The 15362-nt window shown below is 62.8% G+C and carries 14 protein-coding genes and 2 pseudogenes; 7 read left to right on the plus strand and 9 right to left on the minus strand.

Annotated features, from left to right (window positions below; genetic code table 11):
- Nucleotides 1-250: 250 nt before the first annotated feature.
- On the minus strand, nt 251-589 hold the full coding sequence (locus AC1DS3_RS14490) for a helix-turn-helix domain-containing protein (protein WP_441633033.1): 339 nt from the start codon (nt 587-589) through the stop codon (nt 251-253).
- A 976-nt stretch (nt 590-1565) separates the two neighbouring features.
- On the opposite strand from AC1DS3_RS14490, the pseudogene AC1DS3_RS14495 reads away from it, so the two are divergent.
- Nucleotides 1566-1760 (plus strand): annotated as a pseudogene (locus AC1DS3_RS14495) (transposase); the annotation flags it as partial.
- A gap of 208 nt (nt 1761-1968) precedes the next feature.
- On the opposite strand, the gene AC1DS3_RS14500 reads toward AC1DS3_RS14495, so the two are convergent.
- Nucleotides 1969-2877, minus strand: coding sequence for a LysR substrate-binding domain-containing protein (locus AC1DS3_RS14500; protein ID WP_441633035.1), 909 nt, complete (start codon nt 2875-2877; stop codon nt 1969-1971).
- 213 nt (nt 2878-3090) lie between these two features.
- Between AC1DS3_RS14500 and AC1DS3_RS14505 the strand changes: the two genes are divergently transcribed.
- Both AC1DS3_RS14505 and AC1DS3_RS14510 read left to right on the plus strand, forming a co-directional pair.
- Nucleotides 3091-4395: an FAD-binding oxidoreductase gene (locus AC1DS3_RS14505; RefSeq protein ID WP_477127415.1), complete on the plus strand. Its 1305-nt coding sequence runs from the start codon at nt 3091-3093 to the stop codon at nt 4393-4395.
- 165 nt (nt 4396-4560) lie between these two features.
- Nucleotides 4561-4728 (plus strand): annotated as a pseudogene (locus AC1DS3_RS14510) (DNA-binding response regulator); the annotation flags it as partial.
- A gap of 82 nt (nt 4729-4810) precedes the next feature.
- Here AC1DS3_RS14510 and AC1DS3_RS14515 read toward each other — a convergent pair.
- The 7 genes from AC1DS3_RS14515 to AC1DS3_RS14545 form a co-directional block, all read right to left on the minus strand.
- Nucleotides 4811-5002, minus strand: a complete 192-nt coding sequence (locus tag AC1DS3_RS14515; RefSeq protein WP_441633039.1) for a hypothetical protein — start codon at nt 5000-5002, stop codon at nt 4811-4813.
- A 103-nt stretch (nt 5003-5105) separates the two neighbouring features.
- Nucleotides 5106-6491: an FAD-binding oxidoreductase gene (locus tag AC1DS3_RS14520; RefSeq protein ID WP_477127416.1), complete on the minus strand. Its 1386-nt coding sequence runs from the start codon at nt 6489-6491 to the stop codon at nt 5106-5108.
- Between the two features lie 121 nt (nt 6492-6612).
- Nucleotides 6613-7845, minus strand: a complete 1233-nt coding sequence (locus tag AC1DS3_RS14525) for a hypothetical protein (RefSeq protein WP_477127417.1) — start codon at nt 7843-7845, stop codon at nt 6613-6615.
- Nucleotides 7846-7966: 121 nt separating this feature from the next.
- Complete coding sequence (locus tag AC1DS3_RS14530; RefSeq protein WP_477127418.1) at nt 7967-9562, minus strand: AAA family ATPase; 1596 nt, start codon at nt 9560-9562, stop codon at nt 7967-7969.
- Nucleotides 9563-9578: 16 nt separating this feature from the next.
- A complete protein-coding gene (locus tag AC1DS3_RS14535; RefSeq protein ID WP_441633045.1) occupies nt 9579-9929 on the minus strand; it encodes a helix-turn-helix domain-containing protein in 351 nt (116 codons plus the stop codon).
- Nucleotides 9930-10424: 495 nt separating this feature from the next.
- Nucleotides 10425-11240: an IclR family transcriptional regulator gene (locus AC1DS3_RS14540; protein WP_441633188.1), complete on the minus strand. Its 816-nt coding sequence runs from the start codon at nt 11238-11240 to the stop codon at nt 10425-10427.
- A 41-nt stretch (nt 11241-11281) separates the two neighbouring features.
- Nucleotides 11282-11911 carry a flavin reductase family protein gene (locus tag AC1DS3_RS14545; protein ID WP_441633047.1) on the minus strand — a complete coding sequence of 210 codons (630 nt, stop codon included), beginning with the start codon at nt 11909-11911 and terminating at the stop codon, nt 11282-11284.
- A 260-nt stretch (nt 11912-12171) separates the two neighbouring features.
- On the opposite strand from AC1DS3_RS14545, the gene AC1DS3_RS14550 reads away from it, so the two are divergent.
- From AC1DS3_RS14550 to AC1DS3_RS14565, 4 genes are all read left to right on the plus strand, one after another.
- Nucleotides 12172-13101, plus strand: a complete 930-nt coding sequence (locus AC1DS3_RS14550; RefSeq protein ID WP_477127419.1) for a Bug family tripartite tricarboxylate transporter substrate binding protein — start codon at nt 12172-12174, stop codon at nt 13099-13101.
- Nucleotides 13059-13514, plus strand: a complete 456-nt coding sequence (locus AC1DS3_RS14555; RefSeq protein WP_441633051.1) for a RidA family protein — start codon at nt 13059-13061, stop codon at nt 13512-13514. Before AC1DS3_RS14550 ends, AC1DS3_RS14555 begins: the two co-directional genes overlap by 43 nt.
- 83 nt (nt 13515-13597) lie before the next feature.
- Nucleotides 13598-14485 (plus strand): amidohydrolase family protein, encoded by an 888-nt coding sequence (locus AC1DS3_RS14560; protein ID WP_441633053.1) that lies wholly within the window; start codon nt 13598-13600, stop codon nt 14483-14485.
- Nucleotides 14482-15360, plus strand: coding sequence for a fumarylacetoacetate hydrolase family protein (locus tag AC1DS3_RS14565; protein ID WP_477109175.1), 879 nt, complete (start codon nt 14482-14484; stop codon nt 15358-15360). Before AC1DS3_RS14560 ends, AC1DS3_RS14565 begins: the two co-directional genes overlap by 4 nt.
- The last annotated feature ends 2 nt before the right edge of the window (nt 15361-15362 follow it).

Below are 15362 nucleotides of genomic sequence, written 5' to 3' on the forward strand. Positions count from 1 at the left end.
CGAGCCAAATTCTGTTGGATCTTTGATGACATTGACTGTCAGCCATGCCTGGTTGGCCGCCAAAAGTTCCTCCAAGCGGGACGGCCCCTCTTGAAGGATTGACTGACGGGTTCTGATTTTGGCGGTTAATTGCGATAATTGTCTTCTGCTGGCAGGGAATGGCTAAGCCTACATTCTCCACACACCTAACATTGCAGCGAAAGTCCCATTTCGCGATTGCCGCTTGCTAGCTGCCGTGCCGGGACGGCAATTAGTCCCATTCCAAATCCCTCGGCCGCCCTACTTCGTACGCCTTAGACTCGCGCGCTGCATGAGATGCGGCTTGCTCAAGAAGGGGCACGTGATCCTTCGGGACGACCAGCATTGTCAAACCCAAACCAGCTAGAGCGCGGAGGACATAGTCAAGATGAACACCCTTTCCGTTCTCCAGCTTCGACAGCATTCCCACAGACACCCCGCACGTCCGCGCKGCCTGATCGATTGGCAGGCCTTGGGCAGCGCGAGTCGCGCGCACCCTATCCCCAAGATGGGAGCAAATCTTGATCGTGGCGCGGGATGGCAACGTTGGATCTGGCAAAGGTCGTGGCATGGGCAATACAAAGTCATGAGAGCCGCTAAGAGTAGTGGCCACATCGTTATTTCACGAAAATGAAAGTATATCGGAGACCGGCTTGCTTCTTACCAAGTTCAAGGACCACTGCATCAGCGGGTAGCGGCATTACCGCTGGCATCTAAGGCGCGAACCTGATCGAAAGCGCCTGAAAGCTGCTCCGTCATTCGAGGACAATCCGGCCGCGAAATGGGTGCGCTAGGTGCATTGGCCAGAGGAAGCGCAAGAACCCTTCTACCAGCCTGAGGGCGCCACGCCCGCCTGCTGGGCACGGGGAGGGGGCAACCAAACACTGCGGCACAGCCGCGCCATCACGGCGTTCTTCCTCGAAACTAGCGACAGGCCGAAGAGCCGCGAACGACCACGCGTGAAGCTCTGCAAACCGAGCCAGCCAAGGAGGCCATCCGTCGCGTGCGTGGCGTCCGAACTTTTCGCCTCCCTCCGTTCCCGGTACCGATCCTATACCGCTGCTGAGAGAATGCGCCGTGGTAACCGGACCTACTGTTGCGATAGAAGCTCCTTTCGCAATTGCCGAAATCACTTCATACGCCTTCGGCACCGTCGTCTGTACATAACCGTTTATGTGGCCTAGACCGCCCCATCTGCTCGGTCAACCCCATCCTCGCCTTGCCGACATGTATGCCCGCGAACCCTCGGAGCCAAGCCCCAGCCAAGTTCGCAGGCTACCTGCCTCACCTTCTCCCCGCAGAAATTGGTTCGCAAGGGGCGCCTAGAGCGTGTTATGCACCTTTTGCCGAGAATACAGTCGGAGGTGGATGGCAAAACGTTAACGGTATCGCAGCGATGTTTCTGACGAGGGTTGAAGCTTCGCGGCCCCGTATTTGACGCTGATGAGCGAGCACGCACCGCAGCGCTCGCATGACTTGCGCGAATTGTTTTAATGGGCTTCGCTGGGGTTGGCCAGGGCAGGCGCGCCGTGGCGAATGCGGTCCATACCGTCAAGATCGCCTTTGCAGACCAGGGTTACACTTGTGACGAACCAGCACAAGCTGCTCGCGACGCAGGGATGGATCTGCAGATGATCAAGCCGCCCGCAACCAAGAAGGGCTTCGCTCTCCTGCCTCGGCGATGGGTCGTTGAACGCAGCTTCGGCTGGCTCAATCGGGTCCGTAGACTAGCTCGCGACTATGCGCGTTTGCCCGGCATATTGTCCGGCCTGCATTTTGTCGTCTTCGCGATGCTCATGCTCGTTCATCTCAGCCCGTCAGCAACTACGAGGGGCTGGGCGAACCGGCCGTTCTTGTTCGTGACTATCCCCCACGGGATCCCCGCACATCCAGTTCCTCGAGCATCGCGTCGACGCGCTGCAGAAATGCTCGTAGCAGTGCAGGCTCCGCTCAGTCCATTGCCCCCATCCAAGCTGCAAAAGCCTCAATGTCCGCTTGCCGCAAGTTCTGGGCCATGGCGACCAGGTAAAAGCCATAGCCTGGCAGCGACAGGGGATGCGCCTTGACCAGTGCCCCGGATCTCAGCTCATGGCCCACCACAACGTCGCTGCAGATCGCGACCCCCTGCCCCGCGACCACGGCGTCGATGGCGTGCAGTTCCTCCCGGAAACTGAGCGCCCACATTTTGTCGGCCACCTTCAAGCTCGGATCGATCAGGCCCGCAGTCGCAAGCCATTGCAGCCATGTGGGGGCGTGCGGATCCCGGGTCATCCAGTCGAAGTGGATAAGGGGGAAGCGCAGCAAATCCGACGCGCGCTCGATGGCATGTCCATCCTTAACCAATAGCGCCGGGCTGCAGATCGGGAAAAACGTGTCCCGACAGATCTCCCGCACAACGAATCCTGTTGGCATGGTCCGGGCATAGCGGATCGCCACATCGGCGTCACCCGATCGAAGGTCCAAGATCGCGTCAGTTCCGATGATCTCAAGCGCGATGTCGGGGTATCGCTCCCGCCACTGCGGCAGACGCGGGACCAGCCATCGGCTCGCGAACGCATTGGGGCTCGTGACGCGCAGCGGAATCGGCGCGCTGGATTCGGCCATCCCCGCCACCGCGCCCACGAGGGCATCGAAGCCATCGCGCAACGCCGGATAYAGCCTCGCACCCGCGCCCGTCAGCACCAGAGGCCGCGGGTGGCGCTGGAACAGGCGTTGCCCACACGTCTCTTCCAGCAGCCGGATCTGATGGCTGATGGCCGTGGGCGTCACATGGAGTTCCGCGGCCGCCGCCTTGAAACTGCCAAGCCTAGCGGCAGCCTCAAAGGCCTGCAGCGATCGCAGAGGGGGCAGCTTTCTCATGGGCGTAGATGAGTTTTCCTCACCTGGAGCTGAGTTCTTTGATTTTGCCATGCGAAAGAGCGCGTGACAGCATGGTCCCGGTCGGATGGAATTGACCCCGATCAAACCGAATAAATGGGGATAAGCATGGGCACTGGACCATCAATCAACAGCCTCGGGGCCAGTCGGCCGGCATCAGCTCTCAACGCACTGCGGCGCAAACTTGACGGAGATGTGGTCCTCCCCGACGATCCAGGCTACGAGGATGCGCGCAAGGTCTGGAACGGCGCGGTGGACAAGCGGCCGGCCATGGTCGTGTACTGCGCCAGCACGGCCGATGTCATCGAAGCAGTGACGTTCGCCCGATCGGGCAACCACCTCGTCGCGGTCCGCAGCGGCGGACACAATGTGGCTGGCTTGTCGGTTTGCGACGATGGGATTGTGATCGATCTGTCTCGCATGAAGCACATCGCCGTCGACCCGGCGCGGCGCGTGGTTCGTGCCGAAGCCGGCCTGAGCCTGGGCGAGTTCGATGCTGCCACACACGCCCATGGACTGGCCACCACGATGGGCATCAATAGCGACACGGGCATTGCCGGACTGACCTTGGGCGGCGGGTTTGGCAAGYTCGGGCGCAAACACGGCCTGGCCTGTGACAACCTTCTGGCCGCCGATGTCGTGCTGGCGGATGGCAGGCTTGTGAAAGCCAGCGCCGTCGCGAATAGGGACCTGTTCTGGGGATTGCGCGGAGGCGGCGGCAACTTCGGCATCGTCACCGCCTTCGAATACCAACTCCACCCGGTCGGGCCGGCACTGCTGGTGGGTTCGGTACGCCACCCCTACGACGGCGCGCGCGATGCGATGCGGTTCTACGATGATTTCTGCGCCCGGGCCCCGGACGAGCTCAGTGTGGACGCCGCCCTCGTGACGGCCCCCTCGGGCGAGCGCTTCTTCAACATTTCGGCCTGCTACTGCGGCGCGAACGAGGTCGGCGAGCGTATCATCCGTCCACTCCTGGAGCACGGCGACCCGGTCGAGAGCAAGCTGGCCCCGATTCCCTACCTTCAGATCCAGTCCGGCGGCGACAGCCTCTTTCCGCGCGGACGCCGCTATTACTGGAAGGCGCAGTATCTGCACACGCTCACCGACGCCGCCATCGACACCCTTCTCGAGACCTATGCGCTTGCGCCCTCGGTTTCTTCGCTGCTGGTGTTCCAGCACGTCGGCGGCGCCATTGCCCGCGTTCCCGCGTCGGCAACGGCTTATGCGAATCGCGATGCGCGTTACGACTGCTTCCCAATCTCGATCTGGGATGATCCGGCCGAGGAGGCTGAGGCCACCCGCTGGGCGCGCGACGTGTGGAGCGCCGTCAAGCCCTTTTCGACTGGAGGCGTCTATGCGAACAACCTCGGTGACGAGGGCGAGGACCGCGTGCGCGCCGCCTATGGTGAAAACTACGCGCGCCTCGCCGCGCTCAAAGCCACGTACGACCCGGCCAACTTCTTTCGCCTGAATCAGAACATCAGACCCTCCGCCTAGCACATGGTATTGGCATTGTGGGGAATCAGGTGCACAGCCGCTGGACCATGCTTGCCGTCCTGTTTGCCGCTCGCGCGGCCATGGCCTTTCAGTTCCAGAGCATTGCGGCCGTCGCGCCGCAACTCGGCCAAAACCTCGGCCATTCCACGGGAGATCAGGTATTGTAGCCACGGCCACGTAAACCAGCAGTTGCGCTGCGGCCCCCTCGGCTATGATGGCCTCAGCCGCACTTTCATCCTCGACGGATCACCGTTGGCGCTGGCCCCGCGCGAGCGTGCCGTGCTCGAAGTGCTGATCCTTCGCGACGGCCGTGCCGTCAACAAGGAGGCGTTGAGGATGGCGGGACAATCGGGATTCATCGAGGCGTAACCGGTGGTCGGCACGCCTTCTTTATAGGTCTCCCGCAGGGCCAGGCCTATCGGAACAGATAGAGCGAAAACTGCCCGCCGTTCATCGGAAAAGCTGCGCCAGCCATTTCATCCAGCGCTTCCCTTGCACCCAACCCACCCATCGATATGCCGCCGGCACAGTCCACGCTCCTCCCGGCGTCAGTGCAGGCAGTGAAAAGCACCAGGGCTGCGAGCCCGGCGCAAACCAGCTTGCTCATGAACTTCTCCTCGCGATTCCGGCAGGCAAGGGGCGTGGGAGTCGCCGGGAATCAGGGCGGCGACTCCCACGATGATTTCAGCAGTCGCAACCGTCGGCTCCCCTCAGGCGGGCCTGATGTTCTGATTCACGCGGAACAGGTTTGCAGGGTCGTACTTGCGCTTGATCTCCGCCAGTCGCGCATAGTTGTCGCGATAGGCAGCTTTCACGTTGTCGTTGCCTTCGTCCATCATCATGTTGATGTAGCCGCCGCCAGCCGAGTGCGGATGCAGCGCCAGCCAGTAGTCCTTGGCCCACTGCACGATGCGGTCGTTGTTGGCCGGGTCGGGATCGACGCCGACAATCACGCTGGCGAAGCTCGCATCGCGATWGCTGAACGCGGTGTCATTGGGGCCCGCGCGATGCGCCGCGCCGTTGATGGGATACAGGTGCATGGTCGAGTGCATGGACGGTAACTGGTGCCCATACTTGATGTGCAGGTCGATGGCCTTGTCGCTTAGGTCGCTCACGAAGTCGGCTTTCCAGTACCACTGCAGGCCAGGCGGATACAGCGCGTCGAACAGGCTCTGCAAGGCCGGCCAAGGAACGGAGCCGACAAAGTCCACCGCTGGCGGCATGGCGTCGCGAATCGGCTTGAAGCGCGCCTCGGCCTGATCGAGTGGGCCGGTGTAGCACCACACCACGGCGCACATCTTCTGCAGGTGGACAGACTCGGGGAACGGCGGCCCGGGCGGCACCGTCACAAAGCCGAACCAGCCATTGATGTCTTGCGGTGCAGTCAGGATGAAATCGCGCCACCACGTCATCAACTCGCGCGCCTGGTCCACCGGCCACAGCATCGGGCCGCCGTAGACCGTGCCGACAGGATGGGCCTTGAACTCGAATGAGGTGACCACGCCGAAGTTGCCGCCACCGCCGCGCAGCGCCCAGAACAGCTCCGCGTTCTCGTCGCTGCTGGCATTGACCAGTCGCCCGTCGGCCAGAACGACCTCGGCGCTGAGCAGGTTATCGATCGTCAGGCCGTAGGCGCGGCTAAGGTAGCCAATGCCCCCGCCAAGCGTCAGCCCACCCACGCCCGTGGTCGAGATGAAACCGCTCGGCGTCGCCAGTCCATAGGCGCTGGCGGCGTGGTCCACATCGCCCCAGGTGCAGCCACCACCAGCCCGGATGGTGCTGCGCTTCGGATCGACAAACACGCCTTTCATCGGCGACAGGTCGACCACCAATCCGCCGTCACATGTGCCGAGCCCCGCGCCATTGTGCGCACCGCCACGTACGGCCAGCAGCATACCGCTGTCTCGCGCGGCGTTCACCCCCGCAATGACGTCGGCGACATCCGTGCAGCGCGCGATCAATGCCGGGCGCTTGTCAATCATGCCGTTGTACACCGCGCGTGCCTGGTCATAGGCCGCATCGCCAGGCTGAATCAATTGCCCCCGAAAATGCGGCTTCAGCGCGGTGGCGACGCTTTCACTCAGAGCACCTTCCATGGTTGCCTCCTGTCCGGTTGGTATGCAGGAGTTTTATCAACCTCGGCGTTTGAAAGGCGTTAGGCGCGCCGTTATATGCGCCAATCTCCGACGCGGCTGGCCCGGCGCGGCCAAACCATGACTAACGCGCCAGTAATGCGCGCGCCCGGACGATGTCGGGCTGGTCGAAGCCCTCGGCGAATCGGGCGAGCGGCGGCTCGACCACCCGGCGCGCGCCGATGCCCTCCCGTGGCTCGCGCAACGCCGCCAGCGACAGCGCGGCGCGCAGCTCGAGAGGGCGAGCCCGTTGGGCGGCAGCGATCTCGATCGCCTTGATCAGCGACGATTCGGCTTCGGCCAGGTTGGCGCTGCGTTGCAGCAGAAGCTCGCCGCGCAGGCGATAGAGCTCCGCGTCCAGCCAGTGCTCGCCAGTGTGCTCCGCATGGTGGAGCGCCTGATCCAGCGCCGCAAGCGCGGCTTCGGTCTCGCCCACGTCACCCAGGCATTCCGCCAGCATGCCGAGATACAGCGGCAGCCGCAGGCGCGCGCCGGTGCCATGAAAGCCCTCGATCGCCGCTCGCATTGCCGCCACGGCGCCGGCCCCGGGCGACTGCCTTGCATTGGCCCAGGCGAGCAGCACGTCAGCCCAGGCAAGGTAGTAGCCGACGTGGTACTGATCGGCGATCGAACGTGCCTGTCGGGCGTAGTGAAGCGTCAGGCCGTGCTGCCGGCGCAGGGCATGCTGCGTTGCAAGATAAGACAGCGCCAGCGCCTGGGAGAACGGGTGTGCCAGCCGGTTTGCCATCTCCAGCGCTTCGCGTCCACGCCGGAGGGCCTGATCGGCGAGCCCCATGAACCAGAATGCATGGGCCGACCACGCCGAGGCCAGCACGCCGAAGTTTCCGCCCATCAACGACACATGCTCGGCGTGCTGGGTTTCGTCATAAGCGCCGATCGCGTGTTGATACGCTGGCTCCGCCGCCGCCCAGTCACCCTGCTGGACCAGGCTTCCCATGATGTTGGTCCATGCCATCGACGCGTAGGTACCCGACCCGGACGTGCCCAATCCCGCGATGAGTTCCTCGCTCAGGCTCCGCGCCTGGGCAAACTCCGCACTGACGACGAGAAAGAAGGCAAGGCTGACCTGGGCGCGCGCCTGCTGACCGAAGTCGCCCGTCTGTCTGCTGAGCTCCACGGCGCGCCGCAGTGGCGTGTCGAGCTCCGGTGCCGCCCACCCACGGGAAATGCGAATCGGCGGCGCAAGGTCGAGTTGCAATGCCAGCGACTGCCKGGCGCGCACTTGCGGATCGACGATCTGATCGGCTTGCGCCAGCCCGCGCCGCAACAGGGCGATGGCATCGTCATAGGCGTACACGCTCTGCGCAACGCCGGCCGCGCGCCGATAGAACGCGGCTGAATCGGTTGGCAGGCCCGCCTGTTCGTAGTGCGCGGCAATCTGCGCGCTGGCAGCGTCGAGATCATTGTCTGGCGCCTGTTCAAGTGGGCAACTTCGGGACCGTGCCGAGCGGCGTGCCGCCGCCCGTCGCGGTGTCGGACCGGGCGCGCATCATCTCGACCGTGAACAGGGGATTGCCTTCGCTTTCCTCGAATAGCCGGGTTGCCTCCGCATCGGCCAGCGGCCGATTGATGATCTGCGCCGCGATCTTCGCAGTTTCGGCGGCATCCAGCGCGCCCAGCAACATCTCGGTGAGCTGGTCGTCGCGCCGCAAGGCGTCAAGCAGCCGGCTCACGGCGTGCAAGGGCGTGATGTCTTCATGCCGCGCCGTGGCGACCACGAGGAGCTTCGCGCTCACGTCGAAGCGCATCAGGAAGCGTAGCCATTCCAGCGTCTCCGCATCGCACCATTGCAAATCGTCGAGCAGCAGCAGCAGCGGCCCGTCTCTCGCCAGCACGGCGCGCGCCAGCGCTTCGAAGAACCGCTGGCGCTGCCAGTACTCGGTGAGTGGCGAAGGTGGAGGCAGGCCAGGTTGTTGCGTCAGCAGCTCTGGCAACAGGCGCGCGACTTCGGTCAGCCACAGTCTGTCGAGTCCGCCCATCGCTTCGTGCAAGGCCGGGCTGCGCAGCCAACCGGTGACCGGCGCAAACGCGACCTTCCCCTCGGCCGCGTACGCCCGCGAGTGCGTCGTGGTGAAGCCTTGCCCGGAAAGGTGCACGAGCAATTCCTCCGCCAGGCGCGACTTGCCGATGCCCGCCTCGCCCGAGATCAGGGCGAACTGCTTGTCGCCAAGCTGACTACGCTGCCACACTTCGAGAAGCCGCCGCCATTCCTCGTGGCGTCCGATCATTGGGTCCCGTGGGCGTCGACGCTGTGTTGGCGCAGCCTGGGCAGCAAGGCGCGCATAGGCCTCGCGCAAGGCGTCACTCGGCACGATGCCCAGCTCGCGCGTGAACGTTTCAACGCAGTTGCGATAGGTGCGCAGCGCGGATGCATGATCGTGATTCAGGGCATGCAGGCGCATCAACGCCATATAGGTGGGCTCGCGCAATGGGTCGAGCCGCTGCAACTGCTGCGAGTGTTTCAACGCCTTTGCATAGTCGCGTCTGTCCTCGCTCAACTGGCTGAGCCGCACGAGCGCCGCGATGCACGCTTCGCGCAACTGATCGCGCTGCGGGGCGATCCATTCATCGTAACAACTGGCTAGCAGGTCGCCCCGATACAGTTCCACTGCATGCGTCAGGAGCCCTTCCTCGGTGGCCGCGTCGTTGTTGCTTGCGGCCCGCGCCGCGGTGGCCAGGGCCGACTGAAACTGCGCGATATCGAGATCGAACGCGGAATCGGGCAACCATCGCACCATTTGCGCGTCGGCGTGGACGAAACTGGCTGCGTGCGGCCATGACTTGCGTAGATGAAACAGGAGCTGACGCAATGCGTTGCGTGCCTGCGCTTGCGTGGAATCGGGCCAGAACAGGAAGGCGAGTTGCTGGCGCGACTGCGGCACGTCCCGATGCAAAATCAGATAGGCAAGCAGCGCCTGCAAGCGGGGAGAATTCGCGTCAGGCATCGGCGCGTCGGCGCCGTCGAGATGGAACTCGCCGAACAGGCGGACAGAGTAGCGAGCGTCAGGCGCCATGCGGGTCACCGGCGATCTAGGCGACTTCGGCGGGGTCGTGAGGGCCGGCCCACTCGTCCTGGTACGCTGGGCTGCCGATGGCGGTGCGGACGCACTCGACAAACGTGCCTAATCGCGCAGGCACGCATCGGACTTCAGCGTGGACGATGTCGATGGACTCCGGATCTGGAGGCGGTGCGCCATTCCGGCTAGGCGCCAGCCGTCGTGTCGTGCGTCTCAGCAGGGTCGCTCCCAAAGAAATTTTTTCCAGATCGGCCAAGCGCTCGCTGACGACGGATTTGGACAGATGGACGCGGCGCGCGGCCCCGCTGATCGCGCCAGCTTCCACTACGGCGACGAAGCCGGCCACGCCTTCGAGCTTGCGCATTGTTCGGATCATCCGGATGCCAGTTCTGCGTTCTTCAGTCTAGTGCGAACTACGCTCGCCGCCGAGGCTTGTCGCATCGGGACGAAAGCGGAACCGCCCGATGGGTTCGCGGCCTTGAAAGTGCGTTAAGCGCCTCAATCTCCGCGCGGCATGTGCGCGGCATCATGGGATCGGCCTCGACGTTTTCGTCGAGATGCCACGCCAGCGCGATATGCGGTCTCAGCAAGAGATGGATAAAGCGCTGAGACCTCATCAGTCGAATCTATTGGCCACCTTGGAACACGCCGCATCGAGCCACTTTGAGATCGTCTTGGAGCTTGTCCTGCGTGACAAAAAAATGCTAGATGAATGTACTGCGGCACCATTCCCCCGCCGGACAAATCCGAGCCTTTATCAACAGTCAGATGGGTTCCTAAGGCTCGACAGCGCCCCAGTTCAAACGTGGCCAGCGACTGTACCCGGCCAGTGGACTAAACCGCATGGCGGGGTTGCCGCTCACTCTCTCGAGCGTTGCATCTCAACAATTCGCTTCCGTATCAGATCTGCCTGCCTCTCCATCTCCTTGATTATCGAAGTCAGGCGGGAATCTGGCAGACGGTCCGTGATGGTGGCAAGCGCCATCCCTGCTACAACCATGCCTGCTGCATCGTAGACGGGTACAGCCACCGCACGCGACCCTGGGACTACGCCAACCGGTGCGTAGGCATAGCCTCGCCGGCGGACCTCGTGCGCACGCGACACCAGTTCTCTTGTATCGATCCGTAGCGATGCGAGACGCTGTGCATTGCGCCGGACTATCCGCTCGAGCTCATCGTCCGGCAAAGCAGCGAGCAGCACCAATCCACTCACGCCGACGCCTAGCGGCCGGCGCGCACCGACGTCAATAGACAGCACCTTGACGGGGTAGCTGCCTGGCCAGCGTCCGATGCAAACCGAGTCGTCTCCGTTGGCAACGGTCAGGAATGTCGTATCGCCCAATGTCTCGCTCAAGTATTGCATGTAAGGTTCGGCAACGGCGCGAAGCGGAAAGCGCGCCGCCCGTGCGAGACCCAGCAGTGTCACTTCGTTGCCGATCAGGTACCGGCGGGTGCCAGCATCTTGCTCGACCGCACCTTCCTCGACCAGAACGCGGAGGATGCGATGTACGGTCGGGCGGCTCAACCCCGTGCTCCTCACCACGTCGACCAGTCTTACCCCGCGCTCTTGCCCCGTCGCGACGATCCGCAGGACGGCCAGCGCGCGGCGGATGCTCTGGGCGCCGTCCGCACCCTTGTGGCCYTGGTCCGCCAGGGCGGCAGTGTCCTCGGACATCGGGGCCGGCGTCTCCCCGCTGGTATAGTTCGCGGCCTTTTTCACGCGCCTGGCTTCAGCACGGATTTTGCCGTCTGCGCCACCCCGCGCAGCGTGAAGATCTCGCCCAGRCTGGCGTAATTGGGCCCGCCAATGCGGCAGACGGGATTGAGTTCCCGTGTGTCCACCTTGCCGTCGCGATACAAGCCGTCGCGAAGATGGTAGGTCAGCACCTCCCCAACGATGAATTCCGCGCCGGTGTCTCCGAACGCGATCACGCGTTCCAGCTTGCATTCCATGCTGACCGGGACATCTGCCAGCCGCGGCGTGCGAATCTTGGTTGATGGCAGCGTCGCCAGGCCGAGTTCCTCCACTTCGCTCACTTGCGGCGGGTGCTCGATGCTGCTGAGGTGGATAGCTTCCAGATGCGAGGCATCGCCAATATTGATCACGAACTCGCCGAGTTCATGGATGTTGCTGCCCGTGTCCTTCCGCACGCCGGCCTTGCGCCCGATGTTCACGCCAATCAGCGCAGGCTTGTTCGACACGAAGGTAAAGCAGGAAAACGGCGCGAGATTCACCACCCCTTCGGGCGAGAGCGTCGTGATCCAAGCGATTGGGCGAGGCACCACTACTCCGCTAAGGAGGCGATATGTGGCTTCAGGCGAAAGGCTGTCAGCGAAGATCTGCATGGCATGCGAAGGAATGAGTTGCGATGAAGAAAATTGTGCACGGGTCCGAGACTACCGGCCGCCTGCCTTTTGCCGATGAGTCCACATTATGGAACATAACGCGCATATTGCGTTGCAACATATGGACGTCGGTTTGTAGAGTGACTGTGTCGCCCGCCGGATGCTTTCGCTGCCAGCGCATGAGACGACGCAAGGAGACTTTCGCTATGAAATGGAACTGTGCTTTGGGTGCCAGCAGCGCTGTACTTGCAGCGGCCCTAATGTCTATGACATCCCCGGCATTGGCGCAGACGTGGCCCGACAAGCCGGTGCGCCTGGTGGTGCCCTACCCACCGGGCGGCAACGTCGACTCCGCCGCGCGCATCATCGGGGAGCAATTGCAGACGATATTCAAACAGCCCTTTCTGGTCGATAACAAGCCGGGTGCCGGCGGGATGATCGGTGCAGAAGCGGTGGTAAGGGCGAAGTCCGACGGGTACACGCTATTCATGGGCGCCAATGGGCCCATCCTGTTCTCGCCGATCATCTTCAAGAAGGACAGCTACAACTGGAGAAAGGACTTCGAGCCCGTCAGTTCGGTGTCATTCACGCCGATCGTGCTGCAGGTCAATGCCTCCACGCAATACAAGACGGTGACCGATCTCATCGAGGCGGCGAAGAAGCCTGGCAACACGCTCACCATGGCTTCGCCCGGCCCCGGTACGCAGAACCACTTGGTGAGCGAGTATCTGCAGAACAAGACAGGCGCGCACTGGGTCACTGTTCACTACAAAGGTAACGCCCCTGCCACCACCGACTTGCTCGGCGGTCAGGTTCAGTTCAACTTCGATCAACTGTCCGTGGCGTTGCCCTTCATTCAGCAAGGCCGCACGCGTGCCCTGGCAGTCGGTTCGGCCAAACGCCTGCCGCAATTGCCCAATGTGCCCACATTGCAGGAGTCCGGCTTCCCGGACCTCACCGCCGAAACCTTCACCGGCGTTCTCGCGCCTGCGGGCACGCCGAAGGAGATTGTGCGGCGTCTTTCCGAGGCACTGCAGAGAGTTCTTGCCGACAAGTCTGTACAGGCCAAGTTTCAGACCCTTGGCGCTGAAGCGCGGGGCAGTACGCCTGAGCAATTCACTCAATTCCTGACCAAGGAGGACAACCGATGGACACCGCTGATCAAGCAGGCCAACATCACGGCCGAGTGAGCGTGGCTGCAGCGCTCGAGCGGAGTGCTCCGCCCTGTCGCACTAGCGTCTACGTCGAAGGTTTCAGCCACAAGAACCCCATTCCGGCGGGCTGTCGCATCGGCCCTCTGCTAATGAGCGGCAGCATCCAGGGCAACGATCCTGCAACCGGGAAGCCAGCGTCCACGATTGAAGCACAGTGCATCTACATGCTGGCCAATGTGAAACGCATTGTTGAGGCCGCCGGTGGAACGACGGACGACATCGTCAAGATCACGGTCTGGATGAGGGATCGTAGCCAGCGGCCCGCCCTCAACACGCCGTGGCTCGACATGTTCCCTAATCCCGGATCGCGACCAGCGCGCCATACCATGCAAGCAGACCTCGACATGGGCAAGCTGGTGGAGTGCGACTTCACCGCCTATATCGCGTGAGCCGCCAGCCGTTCGCGGCGCCAGGCCTTTCGCCTTCCTACTTCCACTAGCCAAGGAATCCCGGTCGTTCCGGGTCAGCCACCATGCCAGAATACTTGCCGTTCGACCGTAATCCGCGCGCCCCGGTACCGCTGCCGCCAACGTTCAGTTGTGACAGTCAGTTCCACGTGTTTGGACCGCGCGACCGGTTTCCGGTGCGGCCCGGCGCAGCCTATGAGATGCCAACCGCTACCTGGGAAGTGGCGCAACGCCTGCATCGCACACTTGGGATCACCCGCGGCGTGATCGTGCAGGCCACCACCTATGGCGCCGATCACGCCGTAGTCCTGGATGCGCTCGCGCATCTCAACGCTGGCGACGGACCGCGCAACTATCTCGCCTGTGCCAATGCCGCTGTGCTTACCGAGTGCGATGATGCCTACCTCGCCAAGCTGCACGAGGCAGGTGTGCGCGGCGCGCGATTCACGCGCGCCGGCCTTGGCATCAGTCTCACTCAGGCCGAGCAGGACCGGGCGTTTGCGCGGATCAAAGAGTTGGGCTGGTATGTCAAGTTGCAGCCTGAGCCCAGTGGCATCGCCGCGCAGCTCAGTGCGTTCGAGAAGCTTGACGCGCCGATCCTGCTGGACCACATGGGCCGCGCTGATCCAAGCAAAGGCGATGCCGATCCCAGCCTCGCAAAGATGCTTGAGCTGCTCAAGCGCGGAAACTATTGGGTCATGCTGTCCCTGAGCGAAAAGATCTCTTTGGCCGGTGCGCCGTGGGACGATGTGGTGCCGCTTGCGCAGCGCCTGATTGACGCTGCGCCGGACCGTTGCGTCTGGGGCAGCGACTGGCCCCATCCGGTCTCGGTCAAGCAACCACCGAACGAGGGTGCATTGCTCGAGCTTCTTTACCGATTTGCGCCCGACCCGTCCGTATTGAAAAAAATCCTGGTCGACAACCCGGCGAACTTCTTCGGATTCAACGCATGAAACTCGTAACCTATCGCTCCGGCAAAACCGTCTCTTGGGGCGTGGCCATCGGCAACGACGTCCCCTCGGGCATCGTCGATCTCGGTCGGCGCCTGCCTGACATCGCCTCTGTAAAAGCCTTGCTGGAGGGCGGCGAATCCGCGCTGGCCCGTGCCCGCGCGGCCCTGACTGGTGCAGAGGCGGACCATTCGCTGTCCACCGCGCAGCTTCTCCCTCCGATTGCCGCGCCAGAGAAGATCTTCTGTATCGGCGTGAACTATGCGCATCGCAATGCGGAATACAAGGACAACAGTCAACTGCCAAAATACCCGAGCGTGTTCATGCGTACGCCCGCCTCCCTTGTCGGCCATGGTCAGGCATTGTTGCGTCCGCCCGAGTCGCTACAGCTCGACTATGAAGGCGAGATTGGCATAGTTATCGGCCGCCAGGGTCGCCGCATTGCGAGGGAGCAGGCCGCCGTCCATATCGCAGGGCTGACCTGCATCAACGAAGGCACCATTCGCGACTGGCTTCATCACGGAAAATTCAACGTCACGCAGGGGAAGAATTTCGACGCCTCCGGGGCAATCGGCCCTTGGCTGGTCACATCAGACGAGTTCGAGAGCTACAACGATGTTCGAGTCACGACGCGCGTCAACGGCGAGGTTCGCCAAGACGACAGTACGGCGAATCTGATGTTTCCATTCGACTACCTGGTGTCATATCTGTCGCAGTTCGCCACGCTCAATCCCGGCGACGTGATCGCCACCGGTACGCCAATTGGTGCAGGTATCCGCTTCGACCCTCCGCGCTTCTTGACGCCAGGTGATGTCGTGGAGGTCGAGGTACAGGGTGTGGGCATCCTGTCAAATACCGTTCGCGCGGAGGAAGCCTAAGC

This window comes from Cupriavidus sp. 01L46 (assembly GCF_056399905.1).